General features: G+C 59.2%; 17 protein-coding genes. 4 read left to right on the top strand and 13 right to left on the bottom strand.

The features are described 5' to 3' along the window. Positions 1 to 239: 239 nt before the first annotated feature. From PG871_RS03010 to mutL, 3 genes are all read right to left on the bottom strand, one after another. Positions 240 to 566: a DUF3775 domain-containing protein gene (locus tag PG871_RS03010; RefSeq protein ID WP_270725800.1), complete on the bottom strand. Its 327-nt coding sequence runs from the start codon at positions 564 to 566 to the stop codon at positions 240 to 242. 283 nt (positions 567 to 849) lie between these two features. Beyond that, entirely contained in the window at positions 850 to 2,004 is a 1,155-nt protein-coding gene (locus PG871_RS03005; RefSeq protein WP_270725798.1) for a DNA recombination protein RmuC, read from the bottom strand. A gap of 63 nt (positions 2,005 to 2,067) precedes the next feature. Next, positions 2,068 to 3,957 carry a DNA mismatch repair endonuclease MutL gene (mutL, locus tag PG871_RS03000; protein ID WP_270725796.1) on the bottom strand — a complete coding sequence of 630 codons (1,890 nt, stop codon included), beginning with the start codon at positions 3,955 to 3,957 and terminating at the stop codon, positions 2,068 to 2,070. 151 nt (positions 3,958 to 4,108) lie between these two features. Between mutL and PG871_RS02995 the strand changes: the two genes are divergently transcribed. After that, positions 4,109 to 5,461: an aminotransferase class III-fold pyridoxal phosphate-dependent enzyme gene (locus PG871_RS02995; protein ID WP_270725795.1), complete on the top strand. Its 1,353-nt coding sequence runs from the start codon at positions 4,109 to 4,111 to the stop codon at positions 5,459 to 5,461. 45 nt (positions 5,462 to 5,506) lie between these two features. On the opposite strand, the gene PG871_RS02990 is transcribed toward PG871_RS02995, so the two are convergent. Continuing rightward, a complete protein-coding gene (locus PG871_RS02990) occupies positions 5,507 to 9,085 on the bottom strand; it encodes a hydantoinase B/oxoprolinase family protein (RefSeq protein WP_270725793.1) in 3,579 nt (1,192 codons plus the stop codon). Between the two features lie 295 nt (positions 9,086 to 9,380). Between PG871_RS02990 and PG871_RS02985 the strand changes: the two genes are divergently transcribed. Continuing rightward, positions 9,381 to 11,123, top strand: coding sequence for a SulP family inorganic anion transporter (locus PG871_RS02985; RefSeq protein WP_270725791.1), 1,743 nt, complete (start codon positions 9,381 to 9,383; stop codon positions 11,121 to 11,123). A 5-nt stretch (positions 11,124 to 11,128) separates the two neighbouring features. Here PG871_RS02985 and PG871_RS02980 read toward each other — a convergent pair whose 3' ends face one another. The 4 genes from PG871_RS02980 to PG871_RS02965 are packed head-to-tail and all read right to left on the bottom strand — an operon-like array spanning position 11,129 to position 15,049. Beyond that, the gene (locus tag PG871_RS02980; protein ID WP_270725790.1) at positions 11,129 to 12,055 is read right to left on the bottom strand and encodes a metal ABC transporter permease; all 927 of its coding nucleotides are present in this window, start codon (positions 12,053 to 12,055) and stop codon (positions 11,129 to 11,131) included. After that, the gene (locus tag PG871_RS02975) at positions 12,052 to 13,257 is read right to left on the bottom strand and encodes a metal ABC transporter permease (protein WP_270725788.1); all 1,206 of its coding nucleotides are present in this window, start codon (positions 13,255 to 13,257) and stop codon (positions 12,052 to 12,054) included. The genes PG871_RS02980 and PG871_RS02975 overlap by 4 nt, the downstream gene beginning before the upstream one ends. 3 nt (positions 13,258 to 13,260) lie before the next feature. After that, on the bottom strand, positions 13,261 to 14,067 hold the full coding sequence (locus PG871_RS02970) for a metal ABC transporter ATP-binding protein (RefSeq protein WP_270725786.1): 807 nt from the start codon (positions 14,065 to 14,067) through the stop codon (positions 13,261 to 13,263). Between the two features lie 10 nt (positions 14,068 to 14,077). Beyond that, positions 14,078 to 15,049: a metal ABC transporter solute-binding protein, Zn/Mn family gene (locus PG871_RS02965; RefSeq protein ID WP_443020464.1), complete on the bottom strand. Its 972-nt coding sequence runs from the start codon at positions 15,047 to 15,049 to the stop codon at positions 14,078 to 14,080. Positions 15,050 to 15,237: 188 nt separating this feature from the next. Between PG871_RS02965 and deoC the strand changes: the two genes are divergently transcribed. Both deoC and PG871_RS02955 read left to right on the top strand, forming a co-directional pair. Continuing rightward, on the top strand, positions 15,238 to 16,230 hold the full coding sequence (deoC, locus tag PG871_RS02960; protein ID WP_270725784.1) for a deoxyribose-phosphate aldolase: 993 nt from the start codon (positions 15,238 to 15,240) through the stop codon (positions 16,228 to 16,230). Between the two features lie 13 nt (positions 16,231 to 16,243). After that, complete coding sequence (locus PG871_RS02955; RefSeq protein WP_270725783.1) at positions 16,244 to 18,589, top strand: aldehyde dehydrogenase family protein; 2,346 nt, start codon at positions 16,244 to 16,246, stop codon at positions 18,587 to 18,589. Positions 18,590 to 18,703: 114 nt separating this feature from the next. On the opposite strand, the gene PG871_RS02950 is transcribed toward PG871_RS02955, so the two are convergent. The 5 genes from PG871_RS02950 to purH form a co-directional block, all read right to left on the bottom strand. Then, a complete protein-coding gene (locus PG871_RS02950) occupies positions 18,704 to 20,002 on the bottom strand; it encodes a M16 family metallopeptidase (protein WP_270725781.1) in 1,299 nt (432 codons plus the stop codon). Continuing rightward, complete coding sequence (locus PG871_RS02945; protein WP_270725779.1) at positions 19,999 to 21,333, bottom strand: M16 family metallopeptidase; 1,335 nt, start codon at positions 21,331 to 21,333, stop codon at positions 19,999 to 20,001. Before PG871_RS02945 ends, PG871_RS02950 begins: the two co-directional genes overlap by 4 nt. A gap of 118 nt (positions 21,334 to 21,451) precedes the next feature. Then, positions 21,452 to 21,967, bottom strand: a complete 516-nt coding sequence (locus PG871_RS02940; protein ID WP_270725777.1) for a DUF3035 domain-containing protein — start codon at positions 21,965 to 21,967, stop codon at positions 21,452 to 21,454. A 52-nt stretch (positions 21,968 to 22,019) separates the two neighbouring features. Further along, on the bottom strand, positions 22,020 to 22,490 hold the full coding sequence (gene lspA / locus PG871_RS02935; protein WP_270725776.1) for a signal peptidase II: 471 nt from the start codon (positions 22,488 to 22,490) through the stop codon (positions 22,020 to 22,022). Positions 22,491 to 22,637: 147 nt separating this feature from the next. After that, positions 22,638 to 24,227, bottom strand: a complete 1,590-nt coding sequence (gene purH, locus PG871_RS02930; RefSeq protein ID WP_270725774.1) for a bifunctional phosphoribosylaminoimidazolecarboxamide formyltransferase/IMP cyclohydrolase — start codon at positions 24,225 to 24,227, stop codon at positions 22,638 to 22,640.

The following is a 24,227-nucleotide window of genomic DNA, read 5'->3' as shown; positions in this document are numbered from 1 at the left end:
GTTACGGCCCGCACGAAATCGCGTGCAAGAGCCCTGCAGAAACGCATCCGTTCCGCAAAAAGGGTGTCGATTGTGCGAAGACCCGTATCAGCGGGTTCTGTTTCCCAACGGTCCACAGGTGGGAGCAAAAGAGGCCCACGAAAAGGGTCGCAGGCCGCCTTGGCATAAATTAACAAAAGGTTGGCGTCTTCGCCAAAACCGCACCGCAAACAGCGCGGCGCAGAGCCGAAAAGCGTCCGTTAACCGCGCCGCACGAGGTCGTCTTCTTCGTCGCTTAGTGACAAGCCAAGCTCTTCCATTCCGCTCTCCAAATGATCGCTTAGGTGCGGCGATCCCAGAAGATAGTCGGCTGTCGGAACCGTGTTTTCTGTCTTGGCCGTGCGGATCGCTTCGGCCAGCTCGCCTGCGGCAAAGGCTTCGCGGCCCACCCACATCACGGCCACAAGACTGGCCTGTTCATCTTCGTTGAGTCGTTCGATAAAGGCCCTCAGTTCGCCTTCTGCCCGGTTCAGTTCACGGGACATCAGCACGACCTGCGCCACTTGCCATGGGGATATTTCTAACATGGTGCGTCTCCGTTCTGGTCGCTCCTAGTGTGTTGCACCAGCATCGACCCGTCTTTGATGTGGCGCAAATGGTTTTTTCGGTCAATTGGCGTGATCTTGCCTTCACCACGGGCTCCCGCGCCTTGAAAGACGCAGCAAGCTGCGCCTCTAAGCCTTGGGCAAAGCCGGGGCTCTGCCCCGGACCCCGTGGGTTTTTTGGCCAGAAAGAAATTTCCGCGCCTTCTTTCTGGCTCCAAGTACCCTCGCCGAAGGCGTCCGCCGCCAAAAGCCCCAGGCGACCACGTCACCCCTCCGGCTTGGTCAACGGCACCACTTTGTCGCTCTCATCCGGCGCCAGTTCCTCGAAATCGAAACTGTCCAACCGCCGCGCCCGCCGGCCTGCCTTGTCTGCGCTGATCTTGATCTCGGACACGTCCTTCGCCGCCTGCGTGAAATGCCGATCCAGATTTTCCACCCGCGTCCCAAGGCGGTCCACATCCTTGTGCAACAGCCCCAACTCCTTGCGAATGGCCCCCGCCTGTTCCCGCATCCGCGCGTCTTTCAAAATGGCGCGCATGGTGTTGAGCGTCGCCATGCAAGTGGTCGGCGACACGATCCACACCCGCGCCTCAAACCCGTCTCGCACCAGCTCCGGAAAGTTGGCGTGCAACTCGGCATAAACTGCCTCGGACGGCAAAAACATCAGCGCGCCATCAGCGGTTTCCCCATCAAGAATGTATTTCTCCGAGATATCCTTGATGTGTTTTTTGACCGACGTACGCAGCATCCGCGCCGCAGCGTCCAGCTCACCCTGCGTACTGGCATTGCGCAGCATCTCATAGGCCTCAAGCGGGAACTTGCTGTCGATCACAATTGGCCCCGGAGGGTTCGGTAGGTGGATCAGACAATCCGCGCGCTTACCATTCGATAGCGTATGTTGCAGCTTATAGCTGTCAGATGGCAGCGCCTTGCTGACAATATCGTTCAACTGAATTTCCCCAAACGCGCCGCGGGTTTGCTTGTTGCTCAGAATGTCTTGCAAACTCAGAACATCGCCGGACAACCGCGTGATATTCTCTTGCGCCTTGTCGATGGTCTTGAGCCGTTCTTGCAACTCCCCCAAAGAATGCGCCGTGCGCCGCGCGGAGCCCTGCAGATTCTCTGTCATCTGCAAATTGACCTGCGACAGCCTTTTTTCCATGTGCTGCAACAACTGCGCCTGCGCCGCCGCCTGACTTTCGACAACCTGATTAAGCCCACCGGCCAACTGCTGCTGTCCGTCTCCCAACGACTGGACCCGCTGCCCCAGCGACCCCATCTGATGTGCCAAGGGTTCCGCCATCCGCGCCGATTTTCCCGCCGCGCGGATCGCCATTATCAAGAGAACAACCAGCAGCACCGCAATGGCCAAGCCAGCGGTCTCTGCAACGCTCAGGGTATAGGTGCCAATAGTGATCATGCTCGCCCGTTCATTCTTATTCTCTCAGACCAAAAGTCGGATCTTGCCTGACCCGTCGATGTTTCACGTCCGCCCAAACAACCGCTCAATATCGCTCAGCTTGAGTTCCACATAGGTCGGCCGTCCGTGGTTGCACTGTCCGGAATGCGGCGTCGCTTCCATCTCGCGCAGTAAAGCGTTCATTTCTTCGGCCCGCATCCGCCGCCCCGACCGGATCGACCCATGACAAGCCACGCGGCTTAGGATCGCTTCAAGCTTGGCCTGCACCAACATGCTCTCGCCCTGATCGTCCAGCTCATCAAGGATATCGAGCACCATCGCTCGCGCGTTGACCTCTCCGAGCAATGCAGGCGTTTCACGCACGGCAACCGCGCTGCCACCAAAGGCTTCCAGCGTCAGACCCAATTTGCTCAGCGGCTCGGCCACCGCCAGAATGCGCGCGCAATCGCCCTCGGACAGATCCACAATTTCCGGGATCAACAACGCCTGCGCCGCAACGCCGTTTTCCGCCATCTGATGTTTCAGCTTTTCGTACACCAGCCGCTCATGTGCCGCGTGCTGATCGACAATCACCATGCCTGTCTCGGTCTGCGCGACGATGTAATTCTCATGCACCTGCGCCCGCGCCGCGCCCAACGGCAAGGCCTCAACCTCTGGCTGGGCCGCCTGCACAACCGGCTCCACTCGCGCAGAATAGGCTTCCGTCAGATCTGCAAATCCCGGCTCCGAGGCCGCCATTGGCGCCTGCGCCTGATATGCCGCCGCGCGCGCGCCCATCGACGGGCGGTCCATCTGATACACCCGCGCCACACCCTGTGGACTTTGTGGCGTCGCGCCAAGCGCGCCGATCTGCTCGGGCCGAAACGCGCCCAGCGTGGCACCGGCCACAGTTGTCGACGCCCGATGCCCTGCTTCTGCCAATGCGTGACGTAAACTGGAAACGATCAAGCCCCGCGCCATACCGGGATCGCGGAACCGCACCTCGGATTTCGCCGGATGTACGTTCACGTCCACCAAATGCGGATCGCAATCAATAAACAGCGCCGCTGCCGGATGCCGGTCGCGGCTCAGGTAATCGAAATACGCCCCACGTAACGCCCCGACCAGCAACTTGTCTTTAACCGGTCTTCCGTTCACGAACAGATATTGCGCCACCGACGAGCCTCGCGAATAGGTCGGCAACGCCGCATACCCAATCAGCCGCAGCCCCTCGCGTTCTGCATCGATCCGCAGCGCGTTTTCGGCAAATTCCTTGCCGATGATCTTCGCCAATCGCCCGTGCAAAGCGTCAAACAAATCGCCGGTTTCGGCCTCGGTGCGAAAGGTCACGCGCCCTTCGCCGCCGCCAGTCACATCGCGCAGCGTAAAACCAATGAACGGCTCCGCCATCGCCAGACGTTTGACCACATCCGTGATCGCCTGCGCCTCGGCGCGATCCGTGCGCATAAACTTCAGACGTGCGGGCGTGGCATAAAACAGATCCCGCAGCTCAACGATGGTGCCCCCTGACAGCGCCGCCGGTTTGACCGGCCCCATCACGCTGCCCTCCACCGAAATGCGCGCTGCCGGTGCAGATCCGACACGTGATGTGATCGTCAGCCGCCCAACGGCGCCCAGCGACGGTAAGGCCTCGCCGCGAAACCCAAACGTGTGGATGTCTAACAAATCGCTGCCATCGATTTTGGAGGTCGCATGGCGTGACAACGCCAGCGGCAACTGCGCCTCAGAGATGCCACAGCCGTCATCCGTGATGCGAATAAGCGTTTTGCCCCCGTCGGCATAAGCGATCTCGATCCGCATGCTGCCCGCGTCAATGGCGTTTTCCACCAACTCTTTAACCGCAGACGCGGGTCGTTCGACCACTTCACCTGCCGCAATCCGGTTGATCGCAGCATCATCCAGCTGACGGATGACAGGCAAATCTTGGCTTATGTTGGGGTTATCCACAGGCATGGGACCAAATCTAGCATGTTCCCGTTTGATTCTACCACCGCGTTTGCATTGCCTTTGCCGCTTTTGCTGGACAGCCCAAACCGCTTGCGGCAATATTTGATCAAATTTTTTGACCTGCCGGACTCACCCCCGCAGCCAAGGGAGCGCCACCATGAAAGACGACAACTTCCTCAAGGAAAACAACGCCCGCCATCTTTGGCATCCGATGGGTGCCCCCGGGGACAGTCACGGCACGCCGCCCAAGATCATCAAAGGCGCAAAAGGTGTGAAAATCACCGACATCGACGGCCATTCCACGGTTGATGCTGTGGGGGGTCTGTGGTGCGTGAACCTCGGCTACTCCAACGACGTCGTGAAAGAGGCGATCGCCAAACAGCTTTACGATCTGCCTTACTACTCTGCCTTTGCCGGCACCTCCAACCCACCGGCCATCGAGGCGTCCTACGCCGTGCGCGAATTCTTTGACGCGGACGGCATGACGCGAGTGTTCTTTACCTCCGGCGGCTCGGACTCGGTGGAAACCGCCCTGCGCCTTTCCCGTCAATATCACCGGCTTCGGGGCGAACCGACCCGCACCAAGTTTCTCAGCCTTAAGAAGGGCTACCACGGCACCCACTTTGGTGGCGCGTCAGTAAATGGCAACAACCGTTTCCGCATCAACTACGAACCCCTGCTGCCGGGCTGTTTCCATCTACCCGCGCCTTATACCTATCGCAATCCGTTCAACGAAACCGATCCCGCGCAGCTGGCGCAAAACATCGCCGCCGCGATGGAAGACGAGATCGCCTTTCAGGGCGCCAACACCATCGCTGCATTTATCATGGAACCCATTCAGGGCGCGGGCGGCGTGATTGTACCAGACTCTTCTTTTATGCGCCTGATGCGCGAAATCTGTGATCGCCACGGCATCCTGATGATTTCTGACGAAGTTATCACCGGTTTTGGCCGCACTGGCGACTGGTCCGGCGCGCGGCACTGGGGCGTTCAGCCCGACATGATGACCGTCGCCAAAGGCATCACCTCCGGCTATTTCCCTGTCGGTGCCTGCATGGTTGGCGACAAGGTCGCGGATGTTTTTGAGAACGACCAAACCGGCGAGGCCGGCATCTTCCACGGCTACACCTATTCGGCGCATCCTGTTGGGTCTGCCGCCGTTGTCGCCTGTCTGGCCGAGACCCAACGGCTCGACACCAAAACCAACGCCGCCGCACGCGGCACGCAACTATACGATGGCGTACGGAAACTTGCCGAGAAACACGACATCATCGGCGATGTGCGCGGCGGCCATGGCCTGATGACAGGGATTGAGTTGGTGTCAGACAAAGACGCCAAGACACCAATGGACATGGCCACCATGAAGAAAGTGCACGAAGCCACCTATCAGGCCGGTGCCATGGTTCGTCTTGGCGCGCACAACGTTATGATGTCGCCACCGCTGACCATTTCCGAGGCCGAGGTCAACACGATCCTGTCCGCTTTGGATGCTGGTTTTTCGGCGGCCTAACGCAAACAATCAGCGCCCGCCAAATTCGGGCGCTGATTCTCTTTTCTACGCTTTGCCCCAGCCCCCGCCCCCAGGCGAGCCCATGCCAAACACGGCGCCCGCTGGCAGATCGATCTCGTCAAACCCCTTCAGGTCGACGCGTGTTCCATCCGGCATTTCTGCCCAGTTCACGCCAACAGACCCAGGCGCCCCGCCGTCAACGCCAAACGGCGGCACTTCGCGATGCGAGCACAGCGTCGTAACCGTCACCGGCGCAAGAAAGCGCAGCTTGCGCATCGACCCGTTGCCGCCAGACCAGCGCCCGACACCGCCAGAGTTTGCGCGCACGCCAAATTCCTCCAACCGTACCGGAAAGCGTTTTTCCAGAATTTCGGGATCGGTCGAGCGCGTATTGGTCATATGCGTCTGCACCGCATCACAGCCGTTAAATCCCGGCCCAGCGCCCGTACCACCTGCAATGGTTTCATAGTTCTGAAACGCGTCATTGCCCCAGATGAAGTTGTTCATTGTGGCTTGCGAACAGGCCATTACGCCCAGCGCGCCATACAATGCATTGCAGGTCGCCTGACTGACCTCTGTGTTGCCCGCAATCACCGCCGCCGGATAGACTGGATTGAGCATCGACCCGTCCGGCACCACAATCCGAAGCGGTTTCAGACAGCCCTCGTTCAGCGGAATTTCCGCGCCCACCATGGTGCGGAACACATACAAAACCACCGCGCGGCACACCGACATCGGCGCATTGTAATTGCCCGGGTGCTGCCCGCTTGTTCCGGTGAAATCAATCACCGCCTCGCGCGCGTCCCGATCCACCGAGACCTGCACCTCGATGCTGGCTCCATGATCCATCGGGTAGCTGAACGATCCGTCTGTCAGCCGGTCAATCACCCGCCGCACGCTTTCCTCGGCGTTGTCCTGCACGTGGCCCATATAGGCCTGCACCACGCCCAATCCATAGTGATCCACAACCTTCAGCAACTCCCGCCGCCCGGTCTCATTGGCCGCCACCTGCGCCTTAAGGTCCGCCATGTTCTGATCGGGATTGCGCGCCGGATACATGCCGGAGGCCAACACATCGCGTGCCACTTGATCCTGCAAATCCCCACCGCTCACCAGCCGCACATTGTCGATCAACACGCCTTCGTGGTCGATGTGCGTGCTGTCAGGCGGCCCCGATCCCGGTGTGCGACCGCCAATGTCGGCATGGTGCCCGCGAGAGCCAAGCCAGAACACCACCTCGCCGCCATGAAACACCGGCGTCACCACGGTGACATCCGGCAAATGGGTGCCGCCATTGTAGGGCGAGTTCAGCATAAAGGCATCGCCCTCGTGAATGTCGCCCGCATTCTCACGCATCACGGTGCGGATGCTTTCGGCCATACTGCCAAGGTGCACCGGCACATGCGGCGCGTTGGCCACCAGATCGCCTTCGGTGTCAAAGATCGCACAGCTGAAATCCAGCCGTTCCTTGATGTTCACAGACCACGACGTGTTCGCCAGCGTCGCCCCCATCTGATCGGCGACGGACATAAACAGGTTGTTGAACACTTCCAGCAACACTGGATCAACGGTCGTGCCCGCAGCCCGCTCCCGCGCCATTTCCTCAACACGCTCAAGGATCAAGTTGCCCATACCATCAAGCCGCGCTGCCCACCCCGGTTCCACCACGTTGGTGCCGGTCTTTTCCGAAATCACCGCCGGTCCGGCAATCACCGCCGCAGCACTCAGCGTATCGCGGTCATAAAGCGGCACATCACGCCGCCCCTCACCAACATGCACGGCGATCTGCGCCTTTGGCGCGTCGCTTGTGCCAAGCGGCACCACGCCCGGCGCCTCACCGGTCTCGCCAATCGCCTCCGCACTCAGCATATCAAACAGCAGGCCCCGTTCCGGGCTGATAAAGCCAAACCGCTGCTTGTGAACCTCTTCAAACGCCGCCTGCATCTCGGCCACGGTGCCAAATGCGACCTCAAGCGGTTGATGGCTGCCGTCATAGCGCAAATGCGCCCGCGCCTCGATCGTCACGTCCGCCACGCCCTGCGCCACAACCTCGGCACGCGCCTCTTTAGCGATTGCTGCCAGCGCCACCTCTGCCGCCGCAACATCCGAAAGCGGCGCGTCCAACTGCACCTCGCGCATCGCGCGGATCTCGGCCAGCCCCATGCCGTAGGCTGACAAAACCCCGGCGTGCGGGTGAATGAACACTTTGGTCATGCCCAGCGCATCCGCCACCAAACAAGCGTGCTGCCCACCAGCGCCGCCAAAACATTGCAACGCATAGCCCGTCACATCATGCCCGCGCTGAACAGAAATCTTCTTGATCGCGTTTGCCATGTTATCAACGGCAATCCGCAAGAAGCCTTCGGCCATCTCCTCGGGGCTGCGCGCCGTCTCTCCGGTCTCGGTCGCCACCTGCGCCGCCATTTCGGCAAACTTGGTGCGCACCACATCCACGTCCAACGGCAAGTCGCCACCGCGCCCAAACACATGCGGGAAATGATCGGGGTTCAGCTTACCCAGCATCACGTTACAATCGGTGACTGTCAGCGGCCCACCGCGTCGATAACACGCCGGTCCGGGATCGGCCCCAGCACTTTCCGGCCCCACCTGAAACCGCCCGTCACGGAACGTACAGATCGAGCCGCCACCGGCCGCAACGGTGTGAATATCCATCATCGGCGCGCGCATCCGCACGCCCGCCACTTCGGTCTCAAAGCTGCGTTCATAGTCGCCCGCATAATGGCTCACATCCGTTGATGTACCGCCCATGTCAAAGCCGATCAGCCGGTCATATCCTGCCGCCTCGCCGGTCTTGACCATGCCAACAATACCACCCGCAGGTCCCGACAGAATGGCATCACGCCCGTGAAACAGGCTCGCGTCCGTCAAGCCACCGTTTGATTGCATAAACAGCAACCGCTCACTGGCAGACCCCACGTCAATCGCACCGGCCACCTGATCCACATAGCGCCGCAGAATGGGTGACAGATAGGCATCTACCACCGTGGTATCGCCGCGCCCCACAAGTTTTGCGAGACGCGAGACCTCGTGGCTCACGGACACCTGTGAAAATCCGATCTCGCGTGCCATCTCGGCGGCGCGTTTTTCGTGCACTGGGTTCAAATAACCATGCAGTCCGGCAATCGCGATGGCGCGAATTCCGTCGTCAAAAACCGCCTGCATTTGGCCACGCAAGGCGTCCTCATTAAGCGCGCGGACAACCCCGCCCTCGGCATCCAGACGCTCATCCATTTCGATCACGGTTTCATACAGCAGATCAGGCCGTTTGATTTCCAAATCAAACAAGCGTGGCCGTGTCTGATAACCAATCAACAACAGATCACGGAACCCTTGGGTAATCACCAAAGCCACCCGCTCCCCCTTGCGTTCCAACAAGGCGTTGGTCGCCACCGTCGTGCCCATCTTCACCGCGCCGATGGAGCCCTCCGCAAATTCACCGGTCACCCCCATAAGGTCGCGAATGCCTTGCACGGCAGCATCGCGATAGCGTTCCGGATTTTCCGACAACAGCTTGTGCGTGACCACGTCGCCTTCTGGCTTGCGCGCAACGATATCGGTAAAAGTGCCACCCCGGTCGATCCAGAATTCCCACGCGCCGCTCATCTCAGCTCTCCCCATTTGGACACCACAGGTTTTGGCACCTTTGCGCCGGATGTCAACGCAGCCGAAGTAGGCGCAACGCCCGTTGAGGTCACGCAGTGCACTGCCAAACCGACGCCTACGCGATACCGCCGTGATACCGACGCGATGCAGACACCGGTTTTGTCTGTTTTCAGCCGGTTAACTCCTGATTCTTCAAATGCCCGCCACTTTCTTCTCGACTTCCAGCAATCACACCCTTCACTTATTCCAAAAACTGAATATATAAACCCTCAACACGACTCACATCCGAGGCCCCATGCCGCTTTCAAATCAGATAACCCGCTACCTGCCCATTCTCAGTTGGGCCCGTCAGTATGACCAGGCCACCTTTGGTGCTGATATGCTTGCGGCGGTGATCGTCACGATCATGCTGATCCCGCAATCGCTGGCCTATGCGCTGCTGGCTGGCCTGCCGCCAGAGGTTGGCCTTTACGCCTCGATCCTACCGCTGGTGGCCTATGCAATCTTTGGCACGTCGCGCGTTCTGGCCGTTGGTCCCGTAGCAGTGGTCTCGCTGATGACGGCTGCTGCTATTGGCAATCTCGCCTTACAAGGCACAGCCGAATACCTGATCGCCGCCATCACACTGGCCTTTATGTCCGGCATCATGCTGACCCTCATGGGCCTGTTACGCCTTGGTTTTCTTGCTAATTTTCTGTCTCATCCAGTGATCGCCGGTTTCATCACGGCCTCCGGCATCCTGATCGCTTTCAGCCAGCTCAAGCACATCTTTGGTATCTCCGCCCACGGCCATTCTCTGCCGGAATTGCTGTCTTCCCTTTTGGCGCATATCGCCGAGACCAACGCCTACACGGTTGTCATCGGCGTCTTTGCACTTGGCTTTCTGTTCTGGACCCGCAAAGGCCTGAAACCCCTCCTGCTGCGTGTTGGAACCGCGCCACGTCTGGCCGATGTGCTGACCAAAGCCGGCCCTGTTGCCGCCGTCGCCGCCACCACGCTTGCGGTCTATCTCTTTGATCTCGGTGGCAAAGGTGTCTCAATCGTTGGCGAGGTGCCCACCGGCCTGCCGCCGCTTTCAATGCCCAGCCTGTCACCCGATCTCTGGTCGCAGCTCTTCCTCGCAGCGGTCCTGATCTCAATCATCGGCTTTGTCGAAAGCGTGTCCGTGGCGCAAACTCTGGCCGCCAAACGCCGCCAGCGCATCGACCCGGATCAGGAACTGATCGGCCTCGGCACTTCCAACATTGCCTCAGCAATTTCAGGCGGTTACCCCGTCACCGGTGGCTTTGCCCGCTCGGTTGTGAACTTCGACGCCGGCGCACAAACCCCCGCCGCAGGCGCCTTTACCGCCATCGGGATTGCCGGTGCCGCGCTCTTCCTCACACCGCTCCTGTTCTTCCTCCCCAAGGCCACGCTTGCCGCCACGATCATCGTCGCCGTGCTCAGCCTCGTTGACCTGTCGATCCTGCGCACCGCCTGGGGGTATTCCAAGGTCGACTTCGCCGCTGTCGCCACCACCATCGCCCTCACCTTGGGCTTGGGGGTCGAAGCTGGCGTGAGTGCCGGCGTGATCCTCTCTATTGCCCTGCATCTATATAAAACCTCCCGCCCGCATGTCGCAGAAGTCGGCCTTGTTCCAAACACGCAGCACTTCCGTAACATCCTGCGCCATAAGGTAAAAACAGCGCCTCACCTCGTGACTCTGCGCATCGACGAAAGCCTGTATTTCGCCAACGCGCGCTTCTTGGAAGACTACGTTTATGACCGCGTTGTGTGTGACGATCCGATCTCGGATGTGGTGCTGATGTGCTCGGCCGTGAACGAAGTTGATCTTTCTGCCTTGGAAAGCCTCGAAGCGATGCACGCCCGCCTTCTGGATATGGGCATCCGCCTGCACCTGTCCGAGGTAAAAGGGCCGGTCATGGACCGCCTCACACGCAGCCTCTTCCTTGATCACCTCAGCGGGCAGGTCTTTCTGTCGCAATACGATGCGTGGACCGCGCTGCACGCCACCAAAAGAGGCCCGAAAGCGGCCTGATCTCTTCAGACAACAGGCGCCCCAAGGCGCTTGCGACATGGGCCAAACAGCGCCGACAGACCAAGGATCACACCCGACACCGTGGCGATCATGCCCGCCGCACTCACCGCATTGTCAAAGCCGAACCACAGCGGTCCAAAGCCTGCAAATACATAACCCAAAACCGCCGACAAAACCGCAAACACGACGCTCCAACCGAGTTGCATATTCAACCGGTTTGTCATCAATCGCGCCGCAGCAGGCGGGCAAATGAACATGGCGATCACAATGATCGATCCCACCGCATCAAACGCCGCCACCGCCGCCACAGCGGCCACGATCACCAACGCAAGTCCGACAGAGCCGGTGCGCACTCCCAATGTGCGGGCGAAGCCTTCGTCAAAAGTCGACAACACCAAGGGCCGCCAGAAGACCCAAAGAAAAGCGCAGACACCAACCAACGCCGCCGCAACGCGGAACAGCTCCACCGGCAGTTCCGCCAAGGCGCTTGCGTCCACCAAACTCTGCCAGCCGATGGCATCAAGCCAAATCAGGCTTTCCAGATTGCCATAAAGCGCGTGTTCGACGTCCAGATGCACACCAGATGTGTCTGATTGTTCTAGCAAAAGCACACCCGCGGCAAACAACGTAGTGAACGTCAGCCCCATCGCTGCGCCCGGTTCAATCCCGCCCAAACGCCGGATTGCCTCAATCATCACGACAGACAAAATCGCGGCCACAGCCGCGCCCAAAAGCATCGGAGCCGCAGCTACAACGCCGGTGACCAAAAAGGCCACAACAATACCGGGAAGAACCACATGGCTGATGGCGTCGCCAATCAGCGCTTGCCGCCGCAGCACCAGAAAATTACCCGGCAGTGCACAGGCGACAGCCGCGAACATGCCAATTAGCAACGGCGTCAACGACAGCGGAACGAACTCGGCACCACTCATGTTGCCACCCCCTTTGGGCTGCCGATGCGTCGGTCGATTTCAGCGATCTGGTCATTGGTCAATACGGTCTCGATGTCGCGCAATCCGTCATAGAGCGCCGCTGCGCTTTCGAACGCCTGATCCGCGCGCACAACCTGCCAACGCGTCTCGTCCCGCAACGCCTTTGCAGCCCGCGCTTTGCCATCGTCGGTTGCCACACCATCCGCATGCGCCAATCCGGCGCGGCGCAACAATGTCAGTGTGAACCGCTCAAAAATGGGCTGACCTTGGGCCAAAGCCAGCAACCCCTGCCGCATATGAACCCGCCGTTGAAACCGCCGATGGCGAACGCCGACCGCCAGAAGGCCCCGATTGGGCGCCAACAACAGCGACAAGGCAAACAGCGCAAAGCTGGTCAAAACAATAATCGGGCCCGTCGGCAGCGAAGGCGCCGTCGCCGAGACCGCCGCCCCGACCCACGCTGCGGCCCCACCGCAAATCCCTGAAATCATTGCCATCTTGTCAGTTCGATCGGTCCAAAAGCGGGCTGTCACCGGCGGAATGATCAACATCGCCACAATCAGCACCAGCCCCACCACTTTGAGACCCACAACAGTGACAGCAAGCGCCAGCCCCATAATTGCCAGATCGATACGACGCACATTGACGCCGCTGGACGCGGCAAATTCCGGATCAAACGCCACCAGCCCCATGGGTCTGCGCAGCGCAACAACAAGCGCCAGTGTCACCGCACCGCCGACGGCAATCACCACTGCATCGTTGAACAACATCCCTGCAGTGGATCCGAGCAAGAATCCTTCGAGCCCCGCAGCGCGCCCCGCGGTCATGGTCTGAATGACGGTCAAAAGAACGATGCCAAAGCCGAAGAAAACCGACAAAACCGCACCAATTGCTGCGTCTTCGGCCAGCCGCGTGCGGGCCGTCAACCAGTTCACGCACAGCAGCCCAATCCAGCTCGACACCGCAGCGCCCAAAAGCAAGCCAGGCAAGCTGCGGCCGTCCGCGCCCAAGACCACCATGACGATGAACGCCAACGCCACACCCGGCAGGGTCGCGTGGCTGATGGCGTCGCTCACCAATGCGCGTTTTCGTAGGTAAAGAAACGTGCCCGTCACCCCTGCTGACACACCCAAAAGCGCCGCGCCGATGGTGACCAAAGTGGCGTTATATCCCAGCTGGAGCGTCAGCGCGTCCCAAAGCATGGCTTAGACCGCGACCAGATCCAGCTGATCGATCTGCCCCGTCGCCAGACGCCCACCGTAGGTCCGGTCAAGGTTCTCAGGCGTAAAGGCCTCAGCCACGGTGCCTTCGGCAATTTTGCGGGTATTGATTAGGAAAACACGGTCAAAATAGTCGGCCACAGTGGCCAGATCGTGGTGCACTGCGACAACCGTCTTGCCGTCTTTCTTCAACGACTTAAGCACATCGATTATGGCCTTTTCCGTGGCTGCATCGACACCGGCAAAAGGCTCATCAAGCAAATAAAGATCCGCCTCTTGTGCCAACGCGCGTGCGAGGAAAACCCGCTGTTGTTGCCCCCCCGAAAGCTGCCCGATCTGGCGGTCCGCAAAGTCCACCATGCCAACACGCTCTAAACAGGCCATCGCCTTGGCGCGGTGTTGACCGCGAATGCGGCGCAACAGGCCCAGTTCGCGGTAAAGCCCCATCAAAACAACATCAATCACCCGCGTCGGGAAGTCCCAATCCACGCTGGCGCGCTGCGGCACATAGGCGATACGGTGACGTTCCCCTGCCAACGGTTTTCCAAACACCGAAACCTGGCCTGCCAACGGTTTTACAATGCCCAGTGCGGCCTTCAACAATGTGGATTTGCCCGCGCCATTCGGGCCGATGATCGCTGTCATCGCGCCTTCCGCCACAGTCATGTCGACCGAAAACACCACCGGCGTCTGCCCATAGCTTACGGTCATGCCGCGCACGGCCAGCGGGCTTTGCGCAAGCGCATGCCCTGTCGGGATCACGCCGTCATTTGCTGCAAGTTCCAAGCTCATTCTGGCGCCCTCAAGATCCTGCCGACAAACGGCCATTTAGCCCACGCGCCGGTGCTTCACCGCCAAGCGCGCTCGCGATCACTGTTACGTTGTGGTCAATCATGCCCACATAAGTGCCTTCATAAGTGCCTTCAGCGCCCATCGCGTCGGAAAACAACTCTCCACCGATTTTGACGTCATGGCCTTTTGCGGCTGCGCCTTCGATCACCGCCCGCATCGACCTGTCTGACACCGAGCTTTCCACAAAGACGGCACTGATTTTGCGCGTCACCAGCATGTCCACCAACATGCTGATCCGGTTCAATCCCGCCTCGGATTCCGTGGAGATGCCCTGAATGCCAAGAACTTCGAAGTCATAGGCCTCGCCGAAATAGCCAAACGCGTCATGCGCCGTCAGCAGCACTCGGGACTCTGGGTTAACCGTTGCCAAAGTGCGATCGGCATAACCTGCCAAAACGCGCAGCTCTTCGGTGAACGCGGCAGCATTGGCCTCAAACATCTCACGGTTCTCAGGCCGCTTCTCAATCAATGCATCACGAACCCGGTCGGCCACCAAAACCCACAGATTGGGGTCCATCCAAACATGTGGGTCAAATTTGTCGTCATAATCGTCATGACCACGCAACAGATCGCGCGGCAACTGATCCGTGACCGCAATAACCGACCCGCGTTTTTCCAGCTTATGGAAGAACCCTTCCATCTGCGCTTCAAGGTAAAGGCCATGCCAAAACACAATATCGGCGCGAGTCATCGCAACGATATCGGTCCGCGTTTGGCGGTAGCCATGCGGGTCCACGCCTGGCCCCATAAGGCCGCGAACCTCAACCGCAGCGCCACCAATCCGGCGCACGGCGTCTGCGATCATACCCGTTGTCGCAACAACGCTTAGCTTATCCGCTGCCAAAGCGCTTTGTGGCACCAATGCGGGGGCCGCCAAACCGGCCAATGTACCTAAAACGAACTGTCTGCGGGAGAATCGCACGTATCACCTTTGCTTTGCTTGAGATTGAATATGAGAACCATTCGCAAAAGTGTCAACGCAATTGCGACTTATTCTCATCTTTTTTCTGACCATTGGGTAAAAAATATGCATTTCATCCTGTCTGTTGTCTTGCAATGCCTACGTAACCTGAGGCATTTTGGACCTGTTTTCCGCAACAGGATGGATCGATGCAAACGCCCACCATTTCCGCCGAAGGGCACCAATTGCCGACGGCGATCGAACCGCGCAATCCCGGCATGGCGCTAGACCTTGATTGGGTCCGCACCGCACAGGCCAATACGTCGGCCATCGAACGCCGTGCCAAAACGCTTCCGGGCCGCCGCTCGGTCAAGAAGGATTATCAGGCCGCGTGGCTGTGCAAGGCAATCTCGCTGATTGACCTCACGACCCTGTCCGGTGATGACAGCGAAGGCCGCGTTGAACGTCTCTGCGCCAAAGCCGCTCAACCGGTGCGCGCTGACATCTTGGACGCGCTCGACATGACCGGCCTGACCACCGGCGCTGTTTGCGTCTATCACGACATGATCGAGACAGCCGTGTCCGCTCTCAAGGGCACCGGCATTCCCGTGGCCGCCGTCTCCACCGGATTTCCGGCGGGTCTCTCGCCCTACCACCTGCGCATCGCTGAAATCGGCGAAAGCGTCAAAGCCGGTGCCGAAGAAATCGACATCGTCATCACCCGTCGCCACGTGCTTCAGGGCAACTGGAAGGCGCTTTATGACGAGATGGCCGAGATGCGCGCCGCCTGCGGTGACGCCCACATCAAGGCCATCCTCGCCACGGGCGAACTTGGTACGCTGCGCAATGTCGCCCGCGCCTCTCTGGTGTGCATGATGGCAGGCGCCGATTTCATCAAGACATCGACCGGCAAGGAAAGTGTGAACGCCACCCTTCCCGTCTCGCTTGTGATGATCCGCGCCATTCGCGATTATTACGACCGCACCGGATACCGCGTCGGCTACAAACCCGCTGGCGGCATTTCCAAAGCCAAGGATGCGCTGGTGTATCTGTCTTTGATCAAAGACGAACTCGGCGACCGCTGGCTGCAACCCGACCTCTTCCGCTTTGGCGCCTCCTCGCTGCTGGGCGACATCGAACGCCAACTCGAACACCACGTCACCGGTCATTACTCGGCCAGCTACCGCCACGCGATGGCGTAAGGGGACTATCACAATGACCGTAAAAGAGATTTTCGAGACCATGAACTACGGCCCCGCCCCCGAAAGAGCTGGCGATGCGCTGGCTTGGATCGTCGACCAAGGCGCCGCGTTTGGCCAGTTCATCGACGGTGACTGGACAGAACCGCGCAAAGACTTCCAGTCCAAGAACCCCGCCAACGGCGAAACCTTGGCCGATCTGACCCAAGCCTCCCAGGATGAGATCAACGCCGCCGTCGCCGCAGCCCGCAAGGCCCAGTCCAAGTGGGAAGGCCTCGGCGGTCACGGTCGCGCAAAGTACCTCTATGCAATCGCGCGCCTGCTGCAAAAGCACAGCCGCCTTTTTGCGGTTCTGGAAACGCTCGACAACGGCAAGCCGATCCGTGAAAGCCGCGACATCGACATCCCGCTTGTTCAGCGCCACTTCTATTATCACGCTGGCATGGCCCAGCTGATGGAGGCCGAGCTGCCCGACGCACAAGCCTTGGGTGTCTGCGGCCAGATCATCCCATGGAACTTCCCGCTTCTGATGCTTGCGTGGAAAGTCGCGCCGGCGCTGGCAATGGGCAACACAGTTGTGCTCAAACCAGCCGAATACACGTCGCTGACCGCGCTGCTCTTTGCCGACATCTGCCAACAGGCTGGCCTGCCTGCGGGGGTTGTAAACATTGTCACCGGCGACGGCGCCGTGGGCGAAATGATCACCGCGCATGAAGACGTCAACAAGGTCGCCTTCACCGGATCCACCGACGTCGGCAAACGCATCCGCCACGCCACCGCTGGCTCCGGAAAATCGCTGACGCTGGAGCTGGGGGGCAAGTCGCCCTACATCGTGTTTGACGACGCCGACATCGACAGCGCCATTGAAGGTCTGGTTGACGCGATCTGGTTCAACCAAGGACAGGTCTGCTGCGCAGGCTCGCGCCTTCTGGTGCAAGAAGGAATTGCTAACACGTTCCACCGCAAGCTCAAGGCACGCATGGACGGCCTGCGCATCGGCAACCCGCTTGATAAATGCATCGACGTCGGCGCGATTGTGGATCCCGTTCAGCTAAAAACAATCACCGATTTGGTGGATGGCAATAGCGACGGTGAAACTTATCAACCCGCCCTCGAAATGCCGGCCGAAGGTTGCTTCTATCCACCGACCCTGATCACCGGCCTCGCGCCGTCCTCCAAACTGATGCAGGAAGAGATTTTTGGCCCCGTTCTGGTATCGACAACCTTCCGTACCCCGTCCGAGGTCGTCGCACTCGCCAACAACACGCGTTACGGCCTTGCAGCGACGCTCTGGACTGAAAACGTGAACCTCGCGCTTGATATCGCGCCCAAATTGGTCGCGGGTGTGGTCTGGATCAACGCGACCAATCTGTTTGACGCCGCTGCCGGTTTTGGCGGCGTGCGCGAAAGCGGTTATGGCCGCGAGGGCGGTTGGGAAGGCCTGTCGGCCTACACCAAACCCAAAAGCAGCGCCAAAGCGATCAAGCCCGTCGAAGCGTTCGGCGGCGACAAAGGTCCACTCGATCCGCTGGATCGTACGCCCAAGCTGTATATCGGCGGCAAACAAGCGCGGCCTGACAGTGGCTACAGCCAGAACGTCTTTGGCAAAAGCGGCGCGCTTTTGGGACAGGTCCCCATTGCCAACCGCAAAGACGTGCGCAACGCGGTTGAGGCTGCGCACGCGGCCAAAGGCTGGTCCGGCACCACCGGCCACCTGCGCGCGCAAATCCTTTACTTCATCGCGGAAAACCTCTCTGCCCGCCGTGAAGAATTTGCAAACCGCATCAACACGCTTAAGGGCGGCAAAACGGGCGACAAAGAGGTCGAAGTCTCAATCCGCCGCCTGTTTACCTATGCAGCATGGGCCGACAAATACGATGGTCAGGCGCATGGCGTGCCAATCCGCGGCGTGGCGCTGGCGATGAAAGAACCGGTTGGCGTGATCGGCGCCCTTTGCCCCGACGACACCCCCCTGCTGGGTCTGATCTCGGCGATGGCGCCCGCGATTGCCATGGGCAACCGCGTTGTTCTCGCGGCCTCGCAAGCCTTTCCGTTGGCGGCGACCGATTTCTATCAGGTGCTCGAAACCTCTGATCTGCCCGCTGGCGTGGTGAACATTCTCACCGGCAGCCATGCTGAGCTTGCCAAACCCCTCGCGGGTCACATGGACGTGGACGCTGTCTGGTCTTTCTCCGGCGCCGACGTCTCAGCTGAGATTGAGCGCGAAAGCGCTGGCAACCTGAAACGCACATGGGTCAACAACGGCATGGCCTGCGACTGGATGGGGACCGAAGGCGAAGGCCGCACCTTCCTGCAGGCCGCCACCGAGGTCAAAAACATCTGGGTGCCTTACGGCGAATAAGCCACGCAGCTCCCACGGAAACCAAAGAGGGCGGCCCCAATCGGGCCGCCCTTCTTCTTTCTGGCCAAAACACCCTGGGGTAGCGCCAGTTTGCTGGCGCAGGGGCAAAGCCCCTCAAACCCCGTCCGGTTTCCCTACGACGACAAATGTCAGCAGGTCAGGGTCCAGAAATTCCTTCGCCACGCGATTCACATCCTCAACCGTCACCGCATTCACCAAATCATTGCGGTTCACGATGTAGTCGACCGGCATGCCGTCCATCTGCATACCCACCATAATTCTGGCAATCGACCCGTTGCCATCAAACCGCAGCGGATACGCGCCGGTTAACAGAGCTTTGGCTTTCTCAACCTCGTCCGGTGTTGCGCCAGTATCGGCCATCTTCGCCCATTCCGCGCGGATCACGTCAATAGCCTCCGCCACGCGATCATTCGCGCTGGAAACGGAGCCCATGTACACGTTCGCCTGATCGCGCAGGACCAGATAGGAATAGACACCATAGGTCAGGCCACGCTTCTGGCGCACCTCGGTCATCAAACGGCTTTCAAAGCCGCCACCACCAAGCACCACGTTCAACACATAAGCCGGGAAAAAGTCCTCGTCGTTGCGGTGAATACCGGGCTGCGCAAACACCGCCACCGATTGCGGCGTGTCAAAATCCACCACGTCGATACCGCCGCCAAATGTCAGGTCCGCCTCGCCCGGCAAAGACGCCCCTGTCTCCGGCAAAGCACCCAACAGCTGATCCAACATAGGGCCCAACTCTTCGGCAGTGATGTCGCCCACCACGCCAACATACAGCCGGTCCTTAGACAAAGCGCCTTGGTGCGCGGCCACGATGTCATCGCGCGTCAACGCACTAACACTTTCAATTGTGCCTTCTCCGGCCGTGGCATAGGGATGCGCCCCATATGTCAGCGCGCTCATGCGTTTACCAGCGATTTTGTCAGGGTCTTTCAGACTGCTGCGCAGTCCCGACAACACCTGCCCCCGCACCCGCTCAACGGCGACTTCGGGAAAGGACGGCTCAACCAAGGACAGCCGCAACAACGCCAGCGCCTCGTCCCGGTTCTCTGTCAAAAACCGTGCCGAAATCGACACCGCATCCGCATGGCTGTCATAGCCAAACTGCGCCGCCAACTCTTCGCTTTGCCGCGCGAACCCTTGTGCATCCAGATCGCCAGCACCTTCCTCAAGAAGACCAACCATCAAATTAGTGGCCCCGCGCTTGCCTTCTGCGTCCAGCGAAGTGCCGCCACGAAACCTTAGCTCCACCGCGACAAAGGGAATGGAAGGCTCTTCCACCAACCAAGCCTTAATACCGCCAGGCGACGTGACCTCTTTGATGTTGATCTCAGCCCAGGCTGGCAAGGCCGCAAACACGGAAACAAATGCAATCACATACCGGATCATTGCGTGACCTCCTCTTGGCCCATTAGCCAACCGGTCACCGACCGGCGTTTGTCAAAAACCTGCTCTGCAGCGGCGATGATGTCCTCCTCAGACACCGCTTGCAAAGTATCGGACCAAGCCTGAATGTCGGCAATCGTAAGTCCGGCAGTTAGGGCCCGCCCATAACGATTTGCCAGACTGCTCACATTGTCCCGTTCATAAATTTCGGATGCGCGCAGCTGCATTTTGATGCGTGCCAACTGCTCCGCATCGACACCGGTTTCGATGAACTCAGCCACCACCGCATCCATCGCGTCCTCGACCTCTTGCAAAGATACGCCGGGCACCGGCACCACCACAAAGTCAAACGTGGTCGCGTCCAGCGACGTGCCATTGTACCAGCTTGCGGCATAGACCACTTTTTTCTGCTCAAACTGCAACTTCTGGCTCAACACAGAGGTCTGACCACCGCCAAGGATTTCCGCCAGCAAGGTCAACGCCGCCGCCGTTTCCTGATCCCCCGGATTGCGCTCAGGCGCGAGATAAGACCGGGTCACATAAGGCTGTGCTACGCGCGGATCGTTATACGTCATTCGGCGCGGGCTGATCTGCGGCGGCTCTTGTGGGCGCGCGCGCTCCGGAAGATCCGGATTGGCTGGCAACACACCATAATATTGCTCAGCCAGAGCCTTGACCGCCAGCGGCTCGACATCTCCTGCCACCAACAAGATCGCATTGTTCGGCGCGTAGAACGTGTCATAAAATGACCGCGCATCCTGAAGCGACAGCGCTTCCATTTCATGGCGCCAACCGATGACCGGCACACCATAACGGTGGTTCTGATACTGCGCCGCGCTTAGCTGTTCGCGAAACAGCGCACCGGGGTTGTTTTCAACCCGTTGGTTGCGCTCTTCAATGATCACTTCGCGCTCAGTGGCCACCTCATGCTCTTGCAAACGCAAGTTCACCATCCGATCGCTTTCCATGCGCATCATCAACTCCAGCCGGTCGCTGGCAACCCGCTGATGATAAGCCGTCATGTCGTAACTGGTGAACGCATTGTCACGTCCGCCATTGGCGGCAACAGTGGCGGAAAACTCTCCCGACTCCATGTTGTCCGTGCTTTTGAACAACAAGTGTTCAAGGAAATGCGCCACGCCCGACACGCCCGGCTGCTCATCTGCAGACCCGGCTTTGTACCACACCATGTGCATGACCACGGGCGCGCGGTGATCTTCCACCACCACAACCTGCATGCCATTGTCCAAAGTGTAGTCGGTGACAAGATCGTTGGCCTGCACCGGCACAGCAAAAGATGCCACACCGAGAGCCAATGCTAAGAGTCGCACCATGCGAGAAAACTCCGTTAAAAACCGCTTGGGTAAATAGTTACGCGCCACCGGCGCAGCTTCAAGTGATCAAACGGGATTGTGACAGGCGTTCAGCGCAAAAATGCGCAGTGCGCTGATGTCAGGGCTGCTGCGGTGCAGCCGGTGTGCGCGCACCGGCCCGGCGCCAGCGCCACCATTCGTCGAATTCTCCAAGGTCTTGGGATTCATAGACCTTTTCATAAATGTCATGCTTCACAAGACGAATGCGCGTCAGGCGACCACGCTTCTTGCGGAACGCCTCATCTTCGACACGCGCCGTTTGCCGAATATCGGCGGTGCGCCCGTTGCGCGACGCATAACTCACCAGCGCTGCGTCGCCAGATCCAATTGTCGGATTGTTCGTCAACGGCTCCGCACGCCCCCCCAATGCGACAACCGCGTCACCAATCGGATTGAGATCCGTGCGGTTCACGCCATTTGGCACAGGCGTCGGTAGCGTGGAATACTCGCTGGGTTGGGTCAGTTCTTTGCCGGGCAATATGCTGAATTCATCAGGCCCATTGGAGTCTGTGCCCATGGTGCGCAACGGCTTATTGCTGCCACAGGCCGCAAGGCTCACAACCAAACCCAAAATGATCAGACGCGACACGTGCATCGCACACCTCCAACAATAATGCGCCAAGGTTTAGCGCATTCAATCTCCAACGTCACGCCTCTCTTTTGGCGCCACCAAAAATCACCAACCCGATGGCCCCTGCGAAAATCCAGACATCCGCGAGATTAAAAGCAAAAGGATTGTCTATGCCGCAACAGGACATGTTCAAAAAGTCCGCAACGGCCCCGTAAATCAGCCGATCAACCACATTACCAACTGCGCCACCGATCAAGAGGCCTGCACTGATCAGACCCCATTTTCCCGGTGGCTCACGCTTCACCCAGAGCAGAATAAAAACGGAAATCGCCGCAGCCACAGCGATCAAAATCCAACGCGCAGCTTCGGGGCTCCCAGAAAACAGGCCAAAATTGATGCCATCGTTCCACGCCATGTGAAACCGCAACAGTGGCGGGAAAACGTCGATGGCCACCACTTCACGCAGGTTCAACATATGCACAACGGCATATTTGCTCGCTTGATCGGTGATAAAGGCCCAAAAGCCTGCCCAAAATACCAGACGCATAGCGCGTCTCCTTCGTCTGCCCAACTGCCTCGGTGCTGCGCCTCGCGTTTTCGCGATTATCGCAGTCGTTGTTGGCGCCATCGTAAGCGCTTATGACCTTCGCAACAAGGTTGTTGCCGCGAAGGCCTTTGATAATCACATGCCGTCTTAGTGGCGGAAGTGACGCATACCGGTAAAGACCATCGCCAATCCAGCCTCATCCGCAGCCTTGATGACCTCTTCGTCACGCATCGAGCCGCCCGGCTGGATCACACAAGTGCCACCCGCTGCTGCGGCTTCGAGCAAACCGTCAGCGAAGGGGAAGAACGCATCCGACGCCACAGCGGACCCTTTCGCGGGGCTTTCATCCAGCTCCAGCGCGTCCGCCATGCGTTGCGCCTTGGATGCAGCCACATTGGCGCTGTCCAAACGGCTCATCTGACCGGCACCAACGCCCACTGTCGCACCACCTTTGACATAGACAATCGCGTTGGATTTGACGTGTTTCGCGACCTTCCAAGCAAACAACAGATCGGCCATCTGTTCGTCTGTCGGCGCAACCTTCGTCACAACCTTCAACTCGTCCAGCGCTACGGTGCCGACGTCTTTGTCCTGCACCAGCAACCCACCAGCGACTTGCTTATAGGCCGTGATCGGCGCACGCGGATCAGGCAGACCATCGGTCAACAGAAGGCGCAGGTTTTTCTTGCCCGCAAAAATTTCTTTGGCTTCCTCGGATGCACCCGGCGCGATGACAACCTCGGTGAAGATCTCGACAATCTTGCTGGCGGTTTCGGCATCCAGCGGTTGGTTCAGCGCAACAATGCCACCAAAGGCAGAGGTGCGGTCGCAATCAAACGCTTTCTGATAGGCTTCGACCAAGGTCGCGCCCACTGCCACACCACAGGGGTTGGCGTGTTTGATAATCGCAACGGCAGGGCCGTTTTCGGGGGCAAACTCGCTGACCAGTTCGAACGCCGCATCGGTGTCGTTGATGTTGTTGTAAGACAGCTCTTTGCCCTGAAGCTGCGTTGCCGTGGCCACACCCGCCCGACCGGAACCATCTGTATAAAACGCCGCTTTCTGGTGGCTGTTCTCACCATAACGCAATGTCTGTTTCAACTCGCCAGCAAAGGCACGGCGCTTGGGCGCTTCCAGTTCAAGCTGCTCGGCCATCCATGTGGATACAGCAGCGTCATAGGCCGCTGTGCGGGCATAGGCTTTTTGGCTCAGCTTGCGGCGGAATTTCGGGCAGGTCGCGCCGTCGTGCTGCTCCATATCGCCCAACAGCTTGTCGTAATCCTCAACGTCTACTATCACGTTCACAAAGGCCGCGTTCTTGGACGCCGCTCGGATCATCGCAGGACCGCCAATGTCGATGTTCTCGATGCAGGTGTCATAATCTGCGCCTGCGGCCACTGTGGCCTCAAACGGGTAAAGGTTCACCACCAACAAATCGATGCCGGCAATGTCATGTTCATTCATCGCGGCTACGTGGTCATCATTGTCACGCAGCGCCAGTAAACCGCCATGCACCTTGGGGTGCAGCGTCTTAACGCGGCCGTCCATCATTTCGGGAAAGCCGGTGACTTCGGAGACGTCTTTGACTTCAAGACCCGCGTCGCGCATCGCCTTTGCGCTCCCGCCAGTTGACAGGAGTTCGACACCACGCGCGCTCAGCGCTTTGGCGAGGTCGATCAATCCAGTCTTGTCAGATACAGAAATCAGGGCGCGGCGAATGGGGTGCAGATCGGTCAT

It is taken from the genome of Shimia sp. Alg240-R146 (assembly GCF_947331465.1).
Lineage (GTDB): Bacteria > Pseudomonadota > Alphaproteobacteria > Rhodobacterales > Rhodobacteraceae > Shimia.
Note: the sequence above shows the minus strand (reverse complement) of the source record. Positions and strands in the feature narration are given on the sequence as shown.